The sequence below is a fragment of the Bacillus sp. H1a genome, assembly GCF_000633475.1.
Classification (GTDB): domain Bacteria; phylum Bacillota; class Bacilli; order Bacillales; family Bacillaceae_G; genus Bacillus_A; species Bacillus_A paramycoides.
This window is the reverse complement of the sequence record NZ_AYMH01000001.1, coordinates 131,147-148,390: the sequence shown is the minus strand read 5'-3', so window position 1 is coordinate 148,390 and position 17,244 is coordinate 131,147. Positions and strand designations below refer to the sequence as shown.

At 36.8% G+C, this 17,244-nt stretch carries 12 protein-coding genes and 1 pseudogene; 5 read left to right on the top strand and 8 right to left on the bottom strand.

Going from position 1 to position 17,244, the window contains the following annotated elements:
• Positions 1-141 precede the first annotated feature (141 nt).
• Together U860_RS0100690 and U860_RS36200 are read left to right on the top strand one after the other, a co-directional pair.
• Positions 142-1,539: a M28 family metallopeptidase gene (locus U860_RS0100690; protein WP_025147021.1), complete on the top strand. Its 1,398-nt coding sequence runs from the start codon at positions 142-144 to the stop codon at positions 1,537-1,539.
• A 329-nt stretch (positions 1,540-1,868) separates the two neighbouring features.
• Positions 1,869-2,039: pseudogene (locus U860_RS36200) on the top strand (M24 family metallopeptidase); the annotation flags it as partial.
• A 193-nt stretch (positions 2,040-2,232) separates the two neighbouring features.
• Here the strand turns inward: U860_RS36200 and U860_RS32540 are convergent.
• The 3 genes from U860_RS32540 to U860_RS0100670 form a co-directional block, all read right to left on the bottom strand.
• Positions 2,233-5,916 (bottom strand): Cna B-type domain-containing protein, encoded by a 3,684-nt coding sequence (locus tag U860_RS32540; protein WP_162790985.1) that lies wholly within the window; start codon positions 5,914-5,916, stop codon positions 2,233-2,235.
• A 1,487-nt stretch (positions 5,917-7,403) separates the two neighbouring features.
• Positions 7,404-9,074: an arginine--tRNA ligase gene (gene argS, locus U860_RS0100675; RefSeq protein ID WP_025147020.1), complete on the bottom strand. Its 1,671-nt coding sequence runs from the start codon at positions 9,072-9,074 to the stop codon at positions 7,404-7,406.
• Positions 9,074-9,511 (bottom strand): DUF1934 domain-containing protein, encoded by a 438-nt coding sequence (locus U860_RS0100670; protein ID WP_000744343.1) that lies wholly within the window; start codon positions 9,509-9,511, stop codon positions 9,074-9,076. Before U860_RS0100670 ends, argS begins: the two co-directional genes overlap by 1 nt.
• A 202-nt stretch (positions 9,512-9,713) precedes the next feature.
• Between U860_RS0100670 and U860_RS0100665 the strand changes: the two genes are divergently transcribed.
• Positions 9,714-10,700, top strand: a complete 987-nt coding sequence (locus U860_RS0100665; protein WP_025147019.1) for a S66 peptidase family protein — start codon at positions 9,714-9,716, stop codon at positions 10,698-10,700.
• Between the two features lie 25 nt (positions 10,701-10,725).
• On the opposite strand, the gene U860_RS0100660 is transcribed toward U860_RS0100665, so the two are convergent.
• On the bottom strand, positions 10,726-11,088 hold the full coding sequence (locus tag U860_RS0100660) for a YxeA family protein (RefSeq protein ID WP_002174401.1): 363 nt from the start codon (positions 11,086-11,088) through the stop codon (positions 10,726-10,728).
• A gap of 233 nt (positions 11,089-11,321) precedes the next feature.
• Here U860_RS0100660 and U860_RS0100655 point away from each other — a divergent pair, with 233 nt between their 5' ends.
• Entirely contained in the window at positions 11,322-12,359 is a 1,038-nt protein-coding gene (locus tag U860_RS0100655) for a PTS sugar transporter subunit IIC (RefSeq protein ID WP_025147018.1), read from the top strand.
• A gap of 276 nt (positions 12,360-12,635) precedes the next feature.
• Here the strand turns inward: U860_RS0100655 and speB are convergent, their stop codons facing one another.
• From speB to U860_RS0100630, 4 genes are all read right to left on the bottom strand, one after another.
• On the bottom strand, positions 12,636-13,508 hold the full coding sequence (speB, locus tag U860_RS0100645) for an agmatinase (protein WP_025147017.1): 873 nt from the start codon (positions 13,506-13,508) through the stop codon (positions 12,636-12,638).
• A 218-nt stretch (positions 13,509-13,726) separates the two neighbouring features.
• Complete coding sequence (speE, locus tag U860_RS0100640) at positions 13,727-14,554, bottom strand: polyamine aminopropyltransferase (RefSeq protein WP_000424696.1); 828 nt, start codon at positions 14,552-14,554, stop codon at positions 13,727-13,729.
• 186 nt (positions 14,555-14,740) lie between these two features.
• Positions 14,741-15,904: an MFS transporter gene (locus U860_RS0100635; RefSeq protein ID WP_025147016.1), complete on the bottom strand. Its 1,164-nt coding sequence runs from the start codon at positions 15,902-15,904 to the stop codon at positions 14,741-14,743.
• Between the two features lie 5 nt (positions 15,905-15,909).
• On the bottom strand, positions 15,910-16,317 hold the full coding sequence (locus U860_RS0100630; protein WP_002016353.1) for a MerR family transcriptional regulator: 408 nt from the start codon (positions 16,315-16,317) through the stop codon (positions 15,910-15,912).
• Positions 16,318-16,469: 152 nt separating this feature from the next.
• On the opposite strand from U860_RS0100630, the gene U860_RS0100625 reads away from it, so the two are divergent.
• Positions 16,470-17,195 (top strand): glycerophosphodiester phosphodiesterase, encoded by a 726-nt coding sequence (locus tag U860_RS0100625; RefSeq protein ID WP_025147015.1) that lies wholly within the window; start codon positions 16,470-16,472, stop codon positions 17,193-17,195.
• Positions 17,196-17,244: the final 49 nt, after the last annotated feature.

Below are 17,244 nucleotides of genomic sequence, written 5' to 3'. Positions count from 1 at the left end.
CTAAAAATATGTAAATATGCATATAGCATTTTTATTTCTCAACTTCCAAATATTGAAAATTCAGATATGAAAAGATAAAATAAAGTCGTTATCCGTCTTCTTTTGTCAGTCAGAGAGAATAGAAGAATGGGAGAGAAAAAAATGAGAAAATCGCTGAAACAAAAAATAGTAAGCTCCTTGCTTGCTGTATCACTCGCCGTTAGCTTAGCTCCAATCGGACAAGCAAAAGCTGATTCCACGTCAGAAATTACACAGACCCCACCTATTACAAAACAAGTTGATGCAAGCCGCGCCATCGAACATATCCGTTTCTTATCCGAAACAATCGGTCCCCGTCCAGGTGGTACTAAATCAGAAGAGTGGGCCTCTCGCTACGTTGGTATGCAACTTAAATCAATGGGATATGAAGTAGAATATCAGCCCTTTCAAGTACCGGATCAATACGTTGGCTTTATCGAATCACCATTATCCACAAAACGTAATTGGCAAGCTGGCGCTGCTCCCAATGCACTAATTTCTACAGAAGCTGTTACAGCCCCTCTTATCTTTGTTCAAGGTGGAACAAAATTGGATGATATTCCAAGTGAGGTAAACGGAAAAATTGTTTTATTCGAAAGAGGTGCAACAGCAGCAGATTATAATAAGCAAGTTGAAAATGCTGTTAGCAAAGGAGCAAAAGGTGTTCTTTTATACAGTTTAATTGGAGGTCGTGGAAACTACGGCCAAACCTTCAATCCTTACTTAACTAAAAAACAGTCTGTCCCTGTCTTTGGTCTTGCTTATGCTCAAGGAAATGCATTTAAAGAAGAAATCGCAAAAAAAGGGACAACAATTCTTTCCCTAAAAGCAAGACATGAATCTAATTTAACATCTCTAAATGTTATTGCTAAAAAGAAACCAAAAAATAGTACAGGTAATGAAAAAGCTGTCGTTGTAAGTTCACACTATGATAGTGTCGTTGGAGCACCTGGAGCGAATGATAACGCTTCTGGTACAGGATTAATATTAGAACTAGCTCGTGCTTTTCAAAATGTAGAAACTGATAAAGAAGTCCGCTTTATCGCTTTTGGTTCTGAAGAAACCGGTTTACTCGGCTCTGAATATTACGTAGAAAACTTATCACAAAAAGAACGTAATCGTATTTTAGGTGTCTTCAACGCTGATATGGTTGCAACAAATTATGATAAAGCAAAGAATTTATACGCTATGACTCCTGACGGTTCCACGAACTTTGTAACAGATGCAGCATTACAAGCAGGTAAACAATTAAATAATGATCTCGTTCTTCAAGGAAGATTTGGCTCTAGTGATCACGTACCATTTGCTGAAGTTGATATTCCTTCTGCACTATTTATTTGGATGGGCGTCGATAGTTGGGATCCATTAATCTATCACATTGAAAAGGTATATCACACACCTCAAGATAACGTATTAGAAAATATTTCGCTAGAACGTATGAAAATGGCATTAGAGGTCATTGGCACAGGCGTCTATAATAGCCTTCAATCTACCGTGAAAACAGAACGAAAAGCCGCTTAATACTATTTCAAGCCACCGATTAATCGGTGGCTGTTTATTGAGAAAAAATAAATATGCATAAAAGCATATTTATTACATGGTATTATCGTGTATAATTAAAATCTTAATATATAAATAAAAAATATATTTATTGCATAGCATTACCATGTAGAATAAAAATTGTAATAATATTGATTACATCTAATAAGAGGTTTTTCAATTATGAAAAAATTATCCTTGCAGTTGTGTTAACTTTAACTTGAATTTCAGGAACTAATGCTTTTATTCCTGAAATAAACGCTACTGCAGCTACTCAAGAACAAAGCTTTACAAAATACTATTTCTAAATTAGCCATAAAAATGGCTATGCATTCATCCAAAACTTAATAGAACATGGCATTGACCTTAAATTACATGAGATACCACGCTCTAAGCTTATGGTCCAATGGATAATACGCTTCTTAAAGACGGTTTTTGTTATCGCTTTAGAGCCGCTTATCTCTATGAAAGCTGACCATATTACTGGGCCACCGATTGAATCCAACTTGAAACTGTTCTCTTTTTTCTATAAAAAAACCCTTCAGGTTGCATTCTTCCCTTCACTTTATCGTGAAGTTTTTTGAATACTTTCCTAAAGGGCGTAATATCAATAGTAATTCTTTAATTCGTCTGCTACTCAGATTACAGTGTAATCAATAATCTAAAGCTTTTTTATTATTTTATTCGTTGACGAGCGAATAGGACTCCACCTAGAAGGAACAATACCATACCTCCAAGGATTGAAATCATTTCTGCTGATTTCCCTCCTGTGTTAGGAAGTAATGTTGGCTTATCATTTTCTGTAGTAGGTGGAACTTTTGAATCGCTATTTTTGTCTGTATTTGTGTTTGGATCTTTTGGATCTGTGCTTGGATCTTTTGGATCTGTACTTGGATCTTTTGGATCTGTACTTGGATCTTTTGGATCTGTACTTGGATCTTTTGGATCTACATTTGGTTCGTCCTTGATTTTTGTATTTGTGATGTCATAACCATTTACTTCGGATTTGTATCCAGCTACTGGTTGTTCTTTCACTTCATACTTGTATGCTACTCCGTTTGCATCATATACTTGTAGTTTTTCAAACGTGTACTTCCAGTTTGTTGCTTTACTTACTTCTTTCGTGTCAATTACTTGACCGTTTTGTAGTAAGTCTACTTTGATTGTGCTTGGGCGATCTGTTGCGTTGTTATCGTTCCAAGCCTTTGTTCCTTCTACTTTCGTTTCGCCCACTTTTGTATTCGTGATGTCATAACCGTTTACTTTTGATTCATATCCAGCTACTGGTTGTTCTTTCACTTCATACTTGTATGCTACTCCGTTTGTATCGTACGCTTGCAGTTTTTCAAACGTGTACTTCCAATTTGTTTCTGCTGTTACTTCTTTTGTATCTACTACTTTACCGTTTTTTAGTAAGTCTACTTTAATCATTTCCGGACGATCTGTTGCATTTCCGTCATTCCATGTCTTCGTTCCTTCTACTTTTGTTTCGCCTACTTTTGTATTTGTGATGTCATAACCTTTCACTTCGGATTTGTATCCGTCGATTGGTTGTTCTTTCACTTCATACTTGTATGCCTTACCTTCTGCATCATATGCTGCTAAATCTTTGAATTCATATTTCCAGCCCGTTGCTTTGCTTACTTCTTGCGTCGCAATCACTGTACCATTTTGTAGTAGGTCTACTTTAATCATTTCCGGACGATCTTTCGCATTATCATCTTTCCATATTTTCGTTCCTTCTACTTTTGTTTGACCTACTTTTGTATTTGTGATGTCATAACCATTTACTTTGGATTCATATCCTGGTACTGCTTGTTCTTTCACTTCATACTTGTACGCTGCTCCGTTTGCATCATATGCTTGGAGGTTTTCGAATGTGTACTTCCATTCTGTTGCTGCTGTTACTTCTTTTGTGTCTACTACTTTACCATTTTGTAAAAGGTCTACTTTGATCATTGTCGGACGGTCTGTTGCATTTCCGTCTTTCCATGTCTTCGTTCCTTCTACTTTTGTTTCGCCTACTTTTGTATTTGTGATGTCATAACCATTTACTTCGGATTTGTATCCTGGTACTGCTTGTTCTTTCACTTCATACTTGTACGCTACTCCGTTTGCATCATACGCTGCTAAATCTTTAAACTCATACTTCCAGCCTGTTGCTTCACTTACTTCTTGCGTCGCAATCACTGTTTCTTTTTGTGCTTGTGAGTTATCTTTTTGTACTAAATCGACTTTGATCGTTTTCGGACGATCTGACGCATTATTATCGTTCCACGTCTTCGTTCCTGCAACTGATGTCTTACCTACTTTTGTATTCGTGATGTCATAACCATTGACTTTGGATTCGTATCCATCTACCGGTTGTTCTTTCACTTCATACTTGTATGCTTTTCCATTTTCATCGTATACCACTAAATCTTTAAATTCATACTTCCAACCTGTTTCTTTGCTTACTTCTTGTGTCGCAATCACTGTACCGTTTTGTAGTAAGTCTACTTTGATGGCTTTATGCTCTTCCTCTGTGCCACCTTTCCACGTCTTCGTTCCTGCAACTGATGTCTTGCCTACTTTTGTATTCGTGATGTCATAACCATTGACTTTGGATTCGTATCCGTCTACTGCTTGTTCTTTCACTTCATACTTATATGCTTTTCCGTCTGCATCGTTTATCGCCAAATCTTTAAATTCATATTTCCAGCCTGTTGCTTCGCTTACTTCTTGCGTCGCAATCACTGTACCGTTTTGTAGTAAGTCTACTTTAATCATCGTCGGACGACCTTCCGCATTTCCGTCCTTCCATGTTTTCGTTCCTTCTACTTTGGTTGTTTGTACCACTTTTGTATTTGTAATGTCATAACCATTTACTTCTGTTGTGTATCCATCTATCGGTTGTTCTTTCACTTCATACTTGTATGCTTTTCCATTTTCATCGTATACCACTAAATCTTTGAATTCATATTTCCAATTGTTTGCTGCTGTTACTTCTTTTGTTTGAATCACTGTTCCATTTTGGTATAAGTCGACTTTGATCTTTTCTGGACGACCTGCTCCGTCTCCATCCTTCCAAGTCTTCGTCCCTGAAACAGATGTAGTTTTCACTTTATTTGGAATATCCAGTTCGACTCCATTTTCAGCATCTGATTTTATTTCAAACTCTACTTTTTTCTGACGATCGAAATCAATATAGTCTGGAGCTGAAACCTCTTGTACATAATATTTACCTGGTGATAATTGAGGAGTTTCAACTATCCCGTTTTCATTTGTTTTATATTCGCCCCCAACTTGTTCACCAGACTCTTTATACAATTTAAATGAAACATTCGGGATTACTTTTTCTTTATTTCCTTCAATATGTTTAACAATTTTCAGCTTTCCTTTTGGAACCTTGTTACCGGTAGCGCCACCGCCAACTGTCATATTTTCGACTGGGTAACTGCCCGATTCATTAACTGGCTCTTTATTTGCAACTTGATAATCAATCGTATAATCATTCTTAAAAAACTCCTGCTTCATTCCGGCTTCCGTTATAGTAGATGTATAACCAATCGAAAAGGCAGCAAGACGCGCTTTATCCTTATTAAGCACAACTTTAAATGATTTGTCACCAGTAAAGGTAATCGTTCCGTAACCTTGCTTTTCAAACTCTTGTAGCGTTAAATATCGATTACCTAGATAATTATCTACACTTATATAGAAACTCTCCTTATTAAGTGTTTGACCTTCCTGTAAATTATCAGTCACAACAATATCACGACTTAACTCTTCTTTATTTAAATTTATATTCAAGAACCAACGTACTTCATTGTCCTTACCTGAGTTCATATCACCAGTTTTATAAAAAAACGGTGGCTTTCCAGGATCTGTGCCACCACCACTACTTGGACCGGTAATTGTTACAGATTGCTTATCTACAGTTGTACCGAAATTAGTTTCAATCTCTTTCTTTTGATCCGTTCCTACATTAGTAGCTTCCACGAAAAAGTTTAAATACCCTTGAATATTTTCATATGTATCCACTTTATCATTAAATGTACATACCACAGTTCCTCCTGTAACTTTACAAGTACCATAGTCATCTAATGGAAACTCTCTATCTAATCCTTTTAATTCTGGAGGCAGTGTTAATGTTAGTATGTCTCCAGGCTTCAGCCTAAGTCCATCTTTTTCACTAAAGTTTACAGTTACTTTAGTCCGTTCTGTGGTACTTAGATTTGTTTTACCAATCTGAAAACTATCCACAAGTCCTGCTGTGTTTAGCTCTTGTGCATTTGCTACTATAGGTAAAAGACTCTGGCCTATAGTAAACATAAAAATCATTATAATCGAAAAAATTGAAGTTATCCTTTTTAAATACATGCTTTCTGTTATCCTCCCTATAAAATTAAATGTTTCTAGATTCTAGGACAAATATACTATGACAAAGATTCTACTATTCAATGTCATTAAGCCACTTTACTAAAATGTGTTTGATAGCTATTATCATCTTTTTCTCTTTTTTCAACCCTTCTATTATTTAGAAACTTGAAGTTTGACTCTTATATAGATTCATCTAATTTCTCCGACATTTTACTTCTGGCCTATACCGTTTAACGAAAACAGATACAGGACAGGAAAAATTTTGATAAAGAAATTCAAATTACAAGTACACATGAACGGGCCACAGAATAACTTCAAAGCTAGAAGAAGGCAATTCGAAAAGCATTCACGATAAAACTCATGACAGTCATTCATCTTATTATGCCGTAGGATTTCCAAAATTTCTTCATACCGAGCGCAAACGTTTGCCCTATAAATACAAAATTTCATTGCCGACAAATATGGAAGAGCTACTTCACGGTAAATATGCATTTGGTCAACTTCCTTACTTATCCTCCTAAAGAATAACAAGAAGTGTAATCTATAAGCATATCAGCCGAAGAAGATTAAAACTGTGAAACATACTTGGATACTCGTATTCTAAAAGGTGTTATTGAAGATGCATTTCTGCCATTATGAGTTGAGGTGAAATTGGCCATAGGTTAAAATGTTTTGTGTTTAGTTACACAACCGACCTACACACCTAAACAAGTAGAACAAAAAGCGTTCCACCGCCAGCATTATATAATTAAAAATGCTCTGGATGAAGTATTAGTTGCCTATGCAAGATGAACGCCATATTCTCCAAATTTAAATACAGTGGAACGAATTTGGGAGTAACTAAAAAGAGTATGATTGTCAACTGATTTCATGTAAATCATATAGAAATACGCAATTCAGCCTTTTCACTTTTGGAGTATATAAATGGGTGTCGAGAAAAAATACTTTGCCTACTGGGTTCCATGGCTATGTCGAAGAATTAAAATGAGCTTATATATGATGATAATATTAAAACAGAGAGATTTATATCCTTTCATTATTTTTATCAAATCATGAAAACTTTAATTGTACTATTTTTAAACATAACCCCCTAGTTTCTTGACTAGGTTGGAAGTTTTCATGATCAATTACTAATTGTTTAAATACTTGGTTAGATGAATCGTTATTTTAGTATTTGGCCTAGCTGTAACAATGGTTTTTACAACAATCACACCATTTCCCAGTAACTTTCCACCAACTAATAATACATATGCTGATTTTTGGAAATTTCACTCCCAACAACCTATTATTCTAGAATTGCCCCTAAAAATCAATAGTTAATTGTTAGTTTTCTATTTTCACTTCATCACCATAACATATATTTAGAGTAAAAAACTGCAACAGAAAAAGAGATAGCTTTGCCATCTCTTTTTCTGCTTCAGCTTCCCTTCATCAAGCCGTACGTGCGGTTCTCCTCATACGACTTTTCGGTACTTTTCTTTTGTCTATTACATTTTCTCTGGTGCAGATACTCCTACGATTGCTAATGCATTTTGAAGTGTAGTGCGTACTGCTTTCATTAATTCGTAACGAGCTTTACTTAATTCTAAGTTATCTTGGTTTAATACTTTTTCTGCATTATAGAAGCTGTGTAATGTTGCTGCTAATTCAAATGCATAACTTGTAATGCGGTGTGGCAGACGCTTTTGCGCTGCATCCGCAACTACAGCTGGGAATTCACCAAGTTTTTTCAGTAACTCTACTTCTTTCTCAGAAGTAACAAGTTTGTAATTCACGTCTCCGCCTGTAGCTAATCCTAACTCTTCACCTTGACGAAGGATACTGCATACACGAGCATGAGCATATTGTGCATAGTATACTGGGTTTTCATTAGATTTTGATACAGCTAAGTCCATATCGAAGTCTAAATGAGAATCGCCACTACGCATTGCGAAGAAGTAACGCATTGCGTCCACGCCTACTTCTTCCATAAGCTCGCGAAGTGTAACTGCTTTACCTGTACGCTTACTCATCTTCATTTTTTCACCATTTTGGTACAGTTGTACCATTTGGATGATTTCTACTTCCAGTGTTTCTTTATCGTAGCCTAGCGCTTGAATAGCAGCTTTCATACGAGGAATGTAGCCATGGTGGTCAGCACCCCAAATATTGATTAGCTTATCGAAACCACGCTCTAATTTGTCGCGATGGTAAGCGATATCTGGCGTTAAGTATGTGTAAGAACCGTCGTTTTTAATTAATACACGGTTTTTGTCGTCACCGTAAGTCATTGAACGGAACCAAGTTGCTCCGTCTTCTTCAAAGATTTCTTCACGCTCTTTTAATACAGCAAGAGCCTGATCAATTTTTCCGTTTTTGTATAATGATGTTTCTGAGAACCATACATCAAATTTAACACGGAAGCTTTCTAAGTCTTTTTGAAGTTTTGCTAACTCATATTTCAAACCATATTCACGGTAGAATTCATAGCTTTCTTCAGCATCAGCTTTTGCATAACGATCGCCAAACTCTTCTGCTAAAAGTTTACCGATTCCAATGATGTCCGCACCATGGTAACCGTCTTCTGGCATTTCTTTCTCTAAACCTAAAGCTTGCATGTAACGAGCTTCAACTGAAAGAGCTAAATTATGAATTTGGTTACCAGCATCATTAATGTAGTACTCACGAGATACATCGTATCCTGCTTTTGCTAATACGTTACATAAAGTGTCACCTACTGCCGCACCACGTGCATGTCCTAAGTGAAGGTCACCTGTTGGATTTGCAGATACGAACTCAATTTGTACTTTTTCACCTTTACCAGTATTCGTTTCACCGTAAGCTTCACCAGCGTTGACGATTGTTGGGATTAATTCTGTTAAGTAGCTATTATCCATGTAGAAGTTAATGAAACCAGGACCAGCGATTTCAATTTTTTCAATGGAAGCTTTTGCTTTATCGAAGTTTGCAACTAATTCTTCTGCAATCATACGAGGTGCTTTTTTTGCAACGCGTGCAAGTTGCATTGCCATATTTGTAGAGAAGTCACCATTTGTTTTATCTTTTGGAGATTCTAATATGACGTTTGGGATCTGTTCTTCTGTCGCTAATTCTGCCTTTAATACAGCAGCTTGAATTTCTTCTTTAATCAATCCTTTTACTTGTTCTAAAGAATTCATTATTTTGCCTCCTTCAAATTAATTGTAATTGTATATCTGCCAGCTTCTTGTTCACTTAGAAGCAATGCGTACGTTAGGAAGAGCTGTCCTTTTTTCTTTTCATCCGACCATTTAAAAAGAACATTATCAGTTTTCGTTTGCAATGCAAACGTACCAAGTTCACTCGTATACGTACCAGTTGTCCATTCACCTTTCACATGCGTCTGACGCATAGAAATAGCACCTGAACGCATAATGAGAACTTGTTCATCTTGAATTTTAATAATTGTTTTCACTTCGCCTTGTTCGTTCGGCTCTTGGAATGTTACATATGTACCTTGACCTTTTACATAGTATTGACCATTTGCTTCAAAAGCAACGGTTTCCTTCCTCGCCCCTTCACGGATTTCTGTTACGAAATGAACGTGTACCGGCAAGCCTGCAAGTTGTTTCTTCACGTCTTGCACACCTTTCAAATGTTATAGATATTAAATACTACTTATAATAAATCACTTTTCCTATCATATCAAAAAAAGACTCTGTCTGTCTGCTGAAAAATCAGGAAAACTCCTTTTCAAAAAATAATTCACCTTCACTTTATTTCATATGATAAAATGTTTTTCAAATCTAAATATTCCTTCATTTTAAGGGGCGAGTCTAATGTTACCAACAAAATTAAAAAAAGGTGATGAAATAAGGGTTATTTCACCGTCTTGCAGTTTAAGTATTGTCTCCACCAGCAACCAAGAGCTTGCTACGAAAAGATTGACCGACATGGGATTTCACGTTACGTTCTCAAAAAACGCTGATGAGATAGACCGCTTTTCTTCATCCTCTATTTCTTCGCGAGTTCAAGATCTTCATGAAGCATTCTCAGACCCTAATGTAAAAGCAATTTTGACGACACTTGGAGGGTACAACTCTAACGGTTTATTAAAACATCTTGATTATGATTTAATTCGTGAAAACCCAAAGTTTTTCTGTGGTTATTCTGATATTACGGCTTTGAATAATGCTCTTTATGCAAAAACAGGCTTAGTTACATATTCAGGCCCTCACTTCTCTTCATTTGGAATGGAGAAAGGACTCGATTATACGACCGATTACTTTTTAAATTGCTTAACTTCTCATGAACCTATTGAAGTACTGCCGGCTGAAACGTGGAGCGATGATTCTTGGTATATTGATCAAGAAAATCGAGGGTTTATTAAAAATGAAGGATATGTTTCGATTCAAGAAGGAGAAGCAACAGGAACTATTATTGGTGGCAATATGAGTACATTTAATTTATTGCAAGGTACATCATATATGCCAAGCTTACGAGATAAAGTTTTATTTCTTGAAGAAGATAGTTTAACGGGAAAAGCTACACTTAAAACTTTCGATCGATATTTACACTCTCTTATGCAGCAAACTGATTTTGAATACGTAAAGGGCATTGTTATAGGAAGGATGCAAAAAGGAGCGGAATGTACGATAGAGGACATCCAAGAGATGATTGCTTCAAAACCTGAGCTTAAACATTTACCTATCATTGCAAACGCAAGTTTCGGACATACAACTCCAATTTTCACTTTCCCAATTGGCGGGCATGCAAAAATTATTTCTAACAAAGAAAATACATCTATCACTATTTTAACGCACTAAAAAAGGAGCGAACGATTCGCTCCTTTTATGGTTTTTCTATTTTTTGCAGTGCTTTTTGTGGAATTGACTCTTTCGGGATTTCAGCCCACCCTTTTCCTTGCATACCTTTTGCATAAATTTTTATAAAAGCACCTGTATGCAATTCACGATTCACCATTCTTTTAATAACTTGTAGCTTTCCGTCTTCTGTATATCCATTAAATGTATACAAATATTCATCGCCTTTTTTCTCACCTTTATCTATAACTGCATAATAATCTTGTATTTCTTTATTTGAAAAGAAGTTGTCTACAAAAGCATGCACACCTTCTGTTTTTGAGTTTAAATAATATGCTGTACCACCTAAAATAATGGCGAATACAGCTAAAACTTTAATTACTAATTTCATACATGCGCCTCCTGTTTGCACTTCTTTCTCGCTAACCGTATGTCTATACCTGTATTATATGAAAAATGGCATACTATACTCCATCGAAATGTCTTACACTTCCCTTACATTATTGTAAGGGTCTTTCACCTTACGGCAATTTCCCAATAATTTTTTTTCCGTTTAACGAACTTTTATATTATTATTGAATGATACAAATTTTTATTACAAAAATCAAAGGAGACAGTTTTCAAATGGCTATCTTGCAAGGTTTAGCACTATTACTCGTTGTACTTTGTCTATTTACACTTTTTAGTTACCGTGCTCCTTACGGAATGAAAGCAATGGGTGCTTTAGCTAATGCAGCAATCGCGAGCTTTCTTATTGAGGCATTTCACCGTTATATTGGTGGGGAAATGTTTCATAATGATTTTTTACAATCGGTAGGAGAAGCTTCTGGTAGTATGAGTGGTGTCGCAGCGGCTATTTTAGTAGCGCTGGCAATCGGCGTTTCACCCGTATACGCTGTTTTAATCGGTATCGCTACTAGTGGATTCGGCATTTTACCAGGATTTTTCGCTGGATACGTTTGTGCATTCGTCGTGAAATTTCTCGAAAAGAAATTACCAGCTGGTGTAGAATTTTTAGCAATCTTATTTATCGCTGCACCAATTTCACGTGGAATGGCGATGCTTATGGACCCTCTCGTTAACGCAACGCTCGGAAAAATCGGTTCTATGATTTCAATTGCAACTACAGAAAGTCCTATTATTATGGGCATTATGCTTGGTGGATTAATAACAGTTATTTCTACATCTCCATTAAGTTCTATGGCACTAACTGCAATGCTTGGACTAACAGGTTTACCAATGGCCATTGGTAGTCTTGCCGTAGCAGCTTCTGCCCCAATGAATTTTATTTTCTTTAAACGACTAAAAATTTGTTCAAAGAAAGACACAATCGCTGTCGCAATCGAGCCTTTAACACAAGCCGATGTTGTCTCAGCAAACCCAATTCCTATCTATATGACAAACTTTGTTGGCGGCGCGCTTGCCGGTATTATTACGTCGCTATTCCAGCTCGTTAATAATGCACCAGGGACAGCATCACCAATTCCAGGACTTCTTGTCTTATTCGGATTTAATGACGTTATAAAAGTAACAATTGCTGCCGTATTATGCGGAATCGTTACCACGATTGTCGGATACGTCGGATCAATTGTGTTCCGTAAATATCCAATTCGTTCTGCTGATGAAATTCGTGGAATTACTTCGAAAGAAAAAGTTGCATAAGAAAAAAGAGCTATTCTCATCGTTTGAGAATAGCTCTTTTTTGATGTCGCGTGACGATAAATGAAATTATATCGGCGATTTTTTAAATATACCGACTTACCGACACAGAACGACAAAAATAAAAGCCTCCTAGTCGTCTAGGAGGCTTCCGCTTTTATTTCTATCCAGCTACAGTGGCTAGAATCTCCGGCCATTTCACACTCTCAGTCGAAGCCAAAAGTGCTTCTCGGTCGAGTGCTCCAATACCCTGCGATTCTGAGCGAGCTGCCTCCGCTTTTATTTCACCCAACCGAGCAGCATTTCCCGCACGAATTTGCTTGCTGCGATTGGTGTTTGATCGCTATGATCGTAGACTGGAGCTACTTCTACTAAGTCTGCTCCGACTACTTTTATATTTGAATTTGCAATTGCTACGATGGACTCTAATAGTTCTTTAGATGTAATACCGCCAGCTTCTAATGTTCCTGTTCCAGGAGCATGGGCTGGGTCTAACACATCAATATCGATTGTGACATAGACTGGGCGTCCTGCAAGTTTCGGTAGTACCTCTTTTAACGGTTCTAATACGTCAAATTTATATAAGTTCATACCTACCTCTTTTGCCCACTCAAATTCTTCCTTCATTCCAGAACGAATTCCGAAAGAATATACGTTTTCCGGACCAATTAAATCGCACACTTTACGAATTGGTGTAGAGTGGGATAAAGGCTCTCCCTCATACGACTCACGTAAGTCAGTATGAGCATCCATATGAATGATTGCTAAATCCGGATATTTTTTTGCCATTGCCTTAAAAATTGGCCAAGACACTAAGTGCTCACCGCCGAGACCTAGTGGAAACTTACCGGCATCTAATAGTTTTGCTACATATTCTTCAATCATGTCTATGCTGCGCTGTGGATTCCCAAATGGTAATGGAATATCACCCGCATCAAAATATTTTACTTCTTCTAGTTCACGATCTAGATATGGACTATATTCTTCTAGTCCAATCGATACTTCACGAATACGTGCAGGGCCGAAGCGAGAACCTGGACGGTAACTTACTGTCCAATCCATTGGCATCCCGTAAATAACTGCCTCTGACTCTTCAAAACTTGGATGACTTTTAATAAATACTTTACCTGAATAAGCTTCATCAAAACGCATATTCTTTTCCTCCTTATGTGGAACTTAAGGTATCCCAACCTTTCATTATTTCTCAAATTTGGAGCCTATAGCTCCTCTTTCTCGATTTACCTGCGCCTTCTTTTTATCATAAGAAGACTACTTCATTTGTAGCAGTGTAAGTAACTAGCATGTTCAAGCCTTCTAGACAAACACCTTAAATGAGTTACTTACACTTTATTTATTTCAATTTAACGCTCTTACTTAATTAAATCTCCAACAAACTTAGGTAATGCGAATGCTGCATTATGCAGTTCTTTTGTGTAATATTTCGTTTCAATTTCATGGAAACGCTCTTCACTTACTTCTAGTGGATCATGTTTTTTAGATCCGATTGTGAATGTCCAAAGTCCACTTGGATACGTTGGAATGTTTGCTGTGTATAAGCGAGTAATCGGGAAGATTTCTTTTACATCTTTAAACACAGTTGTAATTAGTTCTGGTGTAAACCAAGGGTTGTCCGTTTGTGCAACGAAAATACCATCTTCTTTTAACGCTTTAGAGATTCCAGCGTAGAAGCCTTTTGTAAATAGGTTTACTGCTGGACCTACTGGCTCAGTAGAATCTACCATAATTACATCGTATTCGTTCTCGCTTTCTGCAATGTGTAGGAACCCGTCTCCTACTTTTACTTCTACACGCTCATTATCTAATGCACCTGCAATTGATGGTAAGTACTGCTTAGAGTACTCAATGACTTTCCCATCGATTTCAACAAGTGTCGCCTTCTTCACACTTGGGTGTTTTAATACTTCACGAATAACACCGCCATCGCCGCCACCAACAACTAATACGTTCTCAGGGTTTGGATGTGTAAATAAAGGTACGTGTGCTACCATTTCATGATAAACGAACTCGTCCTTTTCTGTTGTCATAACCATGCCGTCTAAAATAAGCATGTTTCCGAACTCTTCCGTTTCAACCATATCAAGCTTTTGGAATTCTGTTTGCTCCGTATGTAATGTGCGGTTAATACGCGCCGTAATTCCAAAATGTTTTGTTTGTTTTTCAGTGAACCATAGTTCCATCGTACAATCACGCCTTTCGCTGCAAATTTATAATAGGGACATCATTAATGTCCCCTAACAAAAATAAAACAAAACATCCAAAAAGTATAGTTAAAAGTACAAAAATACCGAAAATATATTTTAGTCAGAGCGTTCTAACATCTATGTGAAAAGGGGTTGTCCTGTAATAGGAAAAAAAACCCTTTCTTAAGAAAGGGTTTTTGTCTCTACTTCTACTGGTTTACGAATCGGAATTAAGATTATAATACAACCAACTAATACAACAATTCCACCAACTAAAAATGGGCTTTGCGGCGAAACTATATGACCGATGACTCCTGATAAAATTGGAGCAATCGCGCCCCCTAACCAACGAACGAAGTTATAAACACCTGACGTCACAGATCTTTCATAAGGTGAAATATCCATTACATAACTTGTATATAATGCATTATTTAATCCTGATGTTAATCCAGATAGAACAATTAATACGATTTGTAACCACATAACTTTTACGAAGAATAGTGCAATTAATAACATCGCAAATACGAGCAAACTACCTTTTAACAATGTTTTCGGTTCATATTTACCTTCCAGCTTATGTGCTAATATTGCTGAACCGTAAGCCAACGCTAATCCCCATCCACAAAATACAAATCCTAATTGAATAGCAGATAAATGCATAATCAGTGGTGAATATGCTAGCACGACGAAAAATCCGTAGTAGTATAACATCCCTGAAATGGCACCTTGCATAAATGGTTTATATTTCACCAAGTTAAGTAATTCCCCCACACCAGCTGCTTTACGCTTCACTTTTCGCTCCGGCTCTTTTACAAAAAAGAAAACTAAAATAAATGCTAAGAAAATTAAAATACTCGTCGCAAAAAATGGATAACGCCAAGAATGTCCACCTAATATACCACCTAGTAACGGCCCACCAGCCATCCCTAAACCAATGGCTGCTTCATATAGTCCTACTGCTTCATGAACTTCTTTACTTAATGCAATTAATAATGTCATTGCTGTTGCGAAAAACATCGCATTTCCTAATCCCCATCCTGCGCGGAAAAGAGATAATTGAACAATCGTTTGCGATATACCGCATATGAACGCAAATACAGTCACAATTGCAAGACCAATTGTCATCATTCTCTTATCACCAAATCTTGATGCAAATATACCGGCTGGCAACATCATAATTGCCATCGTTAAAATATATGCTGTAAATAACATTTCAACTTGCCAATGCGTTGCACCTATTTTCTCAGCAATAATCGGCAAAATTGGATCGACTACCCCTATACCTGAAAAGGCAAGGAAGGTAGCCACTACTGTAATCAATCTCCCTAGTTTTTGTTTACTCCCCATTTTAATTACTCTCCTTTTGTATTCTCTAAAAATGTAACCGCTCGACTTAAACTATCCTCTAGCTCCGCCTTCACGCGCTGCATTTGCTCCATTTTCTCGTCTAACGTTTGCACTTGTTTTTCAAGCATCTCTTTAATTTCTTGAATAACTTCACGATCACGAGGATTTTCACTATTTCTTCTTTGTTCCATTCTTTCTTTTAACGATAAGAAATGCTGCATTTCTTGAAGTGTGATTCCTAACACTTCTTTAGCTTCTACAATCCTTTTAATTCTTGCAATATCCTCATCTGTATACAGGCGAATATTCCCCTCACTACGCTCCGGAGGATGAATTAAACCAATTTCCTCATAATAACGAAGTGTACGTTTTGTTAAACCAACTTGTTTTGTTACTTCATCAATTTTATACATGTTTATTCCTCCCTTCACTCGATTATTACATTTTACGTTAACGTTAACTTTTGTGCAACTGTTAGACTTTTGTAAATGTTTGTCCTATTCAATTGTATTTTTCTCAAAGCAGTTTCATAATGAAAGAAACGAAACGATAAGGAGATTTTCAAATGAATAAACCACTTATTTTCGCTCACCGCGGGGTAAAAGGAACACATCCAGAGAATACAATGATCGCCTTCCAAGAAGCTGAGCGCATTGGTGCTCATGGAATTGAACTTGATGTCCACCTATCAAAAGATGGTGAACTTGTTGTGATTCACGATGAAACAGTCGATCGTACAACAAATGGTGTAGGACTTGTATCTGAAAAAACTGTAGAGGAATTACAAGCTTTAGATGCCGGTAGCCATAAAGACCCTTCTTTCTACGAAGCAAAAATTCCAACGTTACGCGAAGTATTCATTTGGCTATCTACAACAAATTTACAGCTCAACATTGAATTAAAAACAGATGTCATTCACTATCCAAATATCGAGGAAAAAGTTGTTGCTCTTGTTCGTGAGTATCATCTATCCAATCAAATTGTATTTTCATCATTTAACCATGATTCTGTTTCATTATTAGCAACAATTGCTCTAGAAATTCCAAGAGCGATTTTGTACGATACATCACTTGCCGATCCTATTGCTGAAGCAAAAAAACGTGAGGCAACTGGATTACACCCAAACTTTCAATTATTAACGGAAGAGTTTGTCCAATTAGCACAAGGGCAAGGATATGTATTCCGCCCTTACACCATTAATGAATATAAAGATTTACAAACTATGATTGATTATGGCGTAGATGTCATCATTACCGACTGGCCAGCACGTGCTTTTGAGCTCCTTTCTTAAGTGAAGGGGCTCTTTTTATTTTAGAAATTTCATTGTTTAAAATAAACCA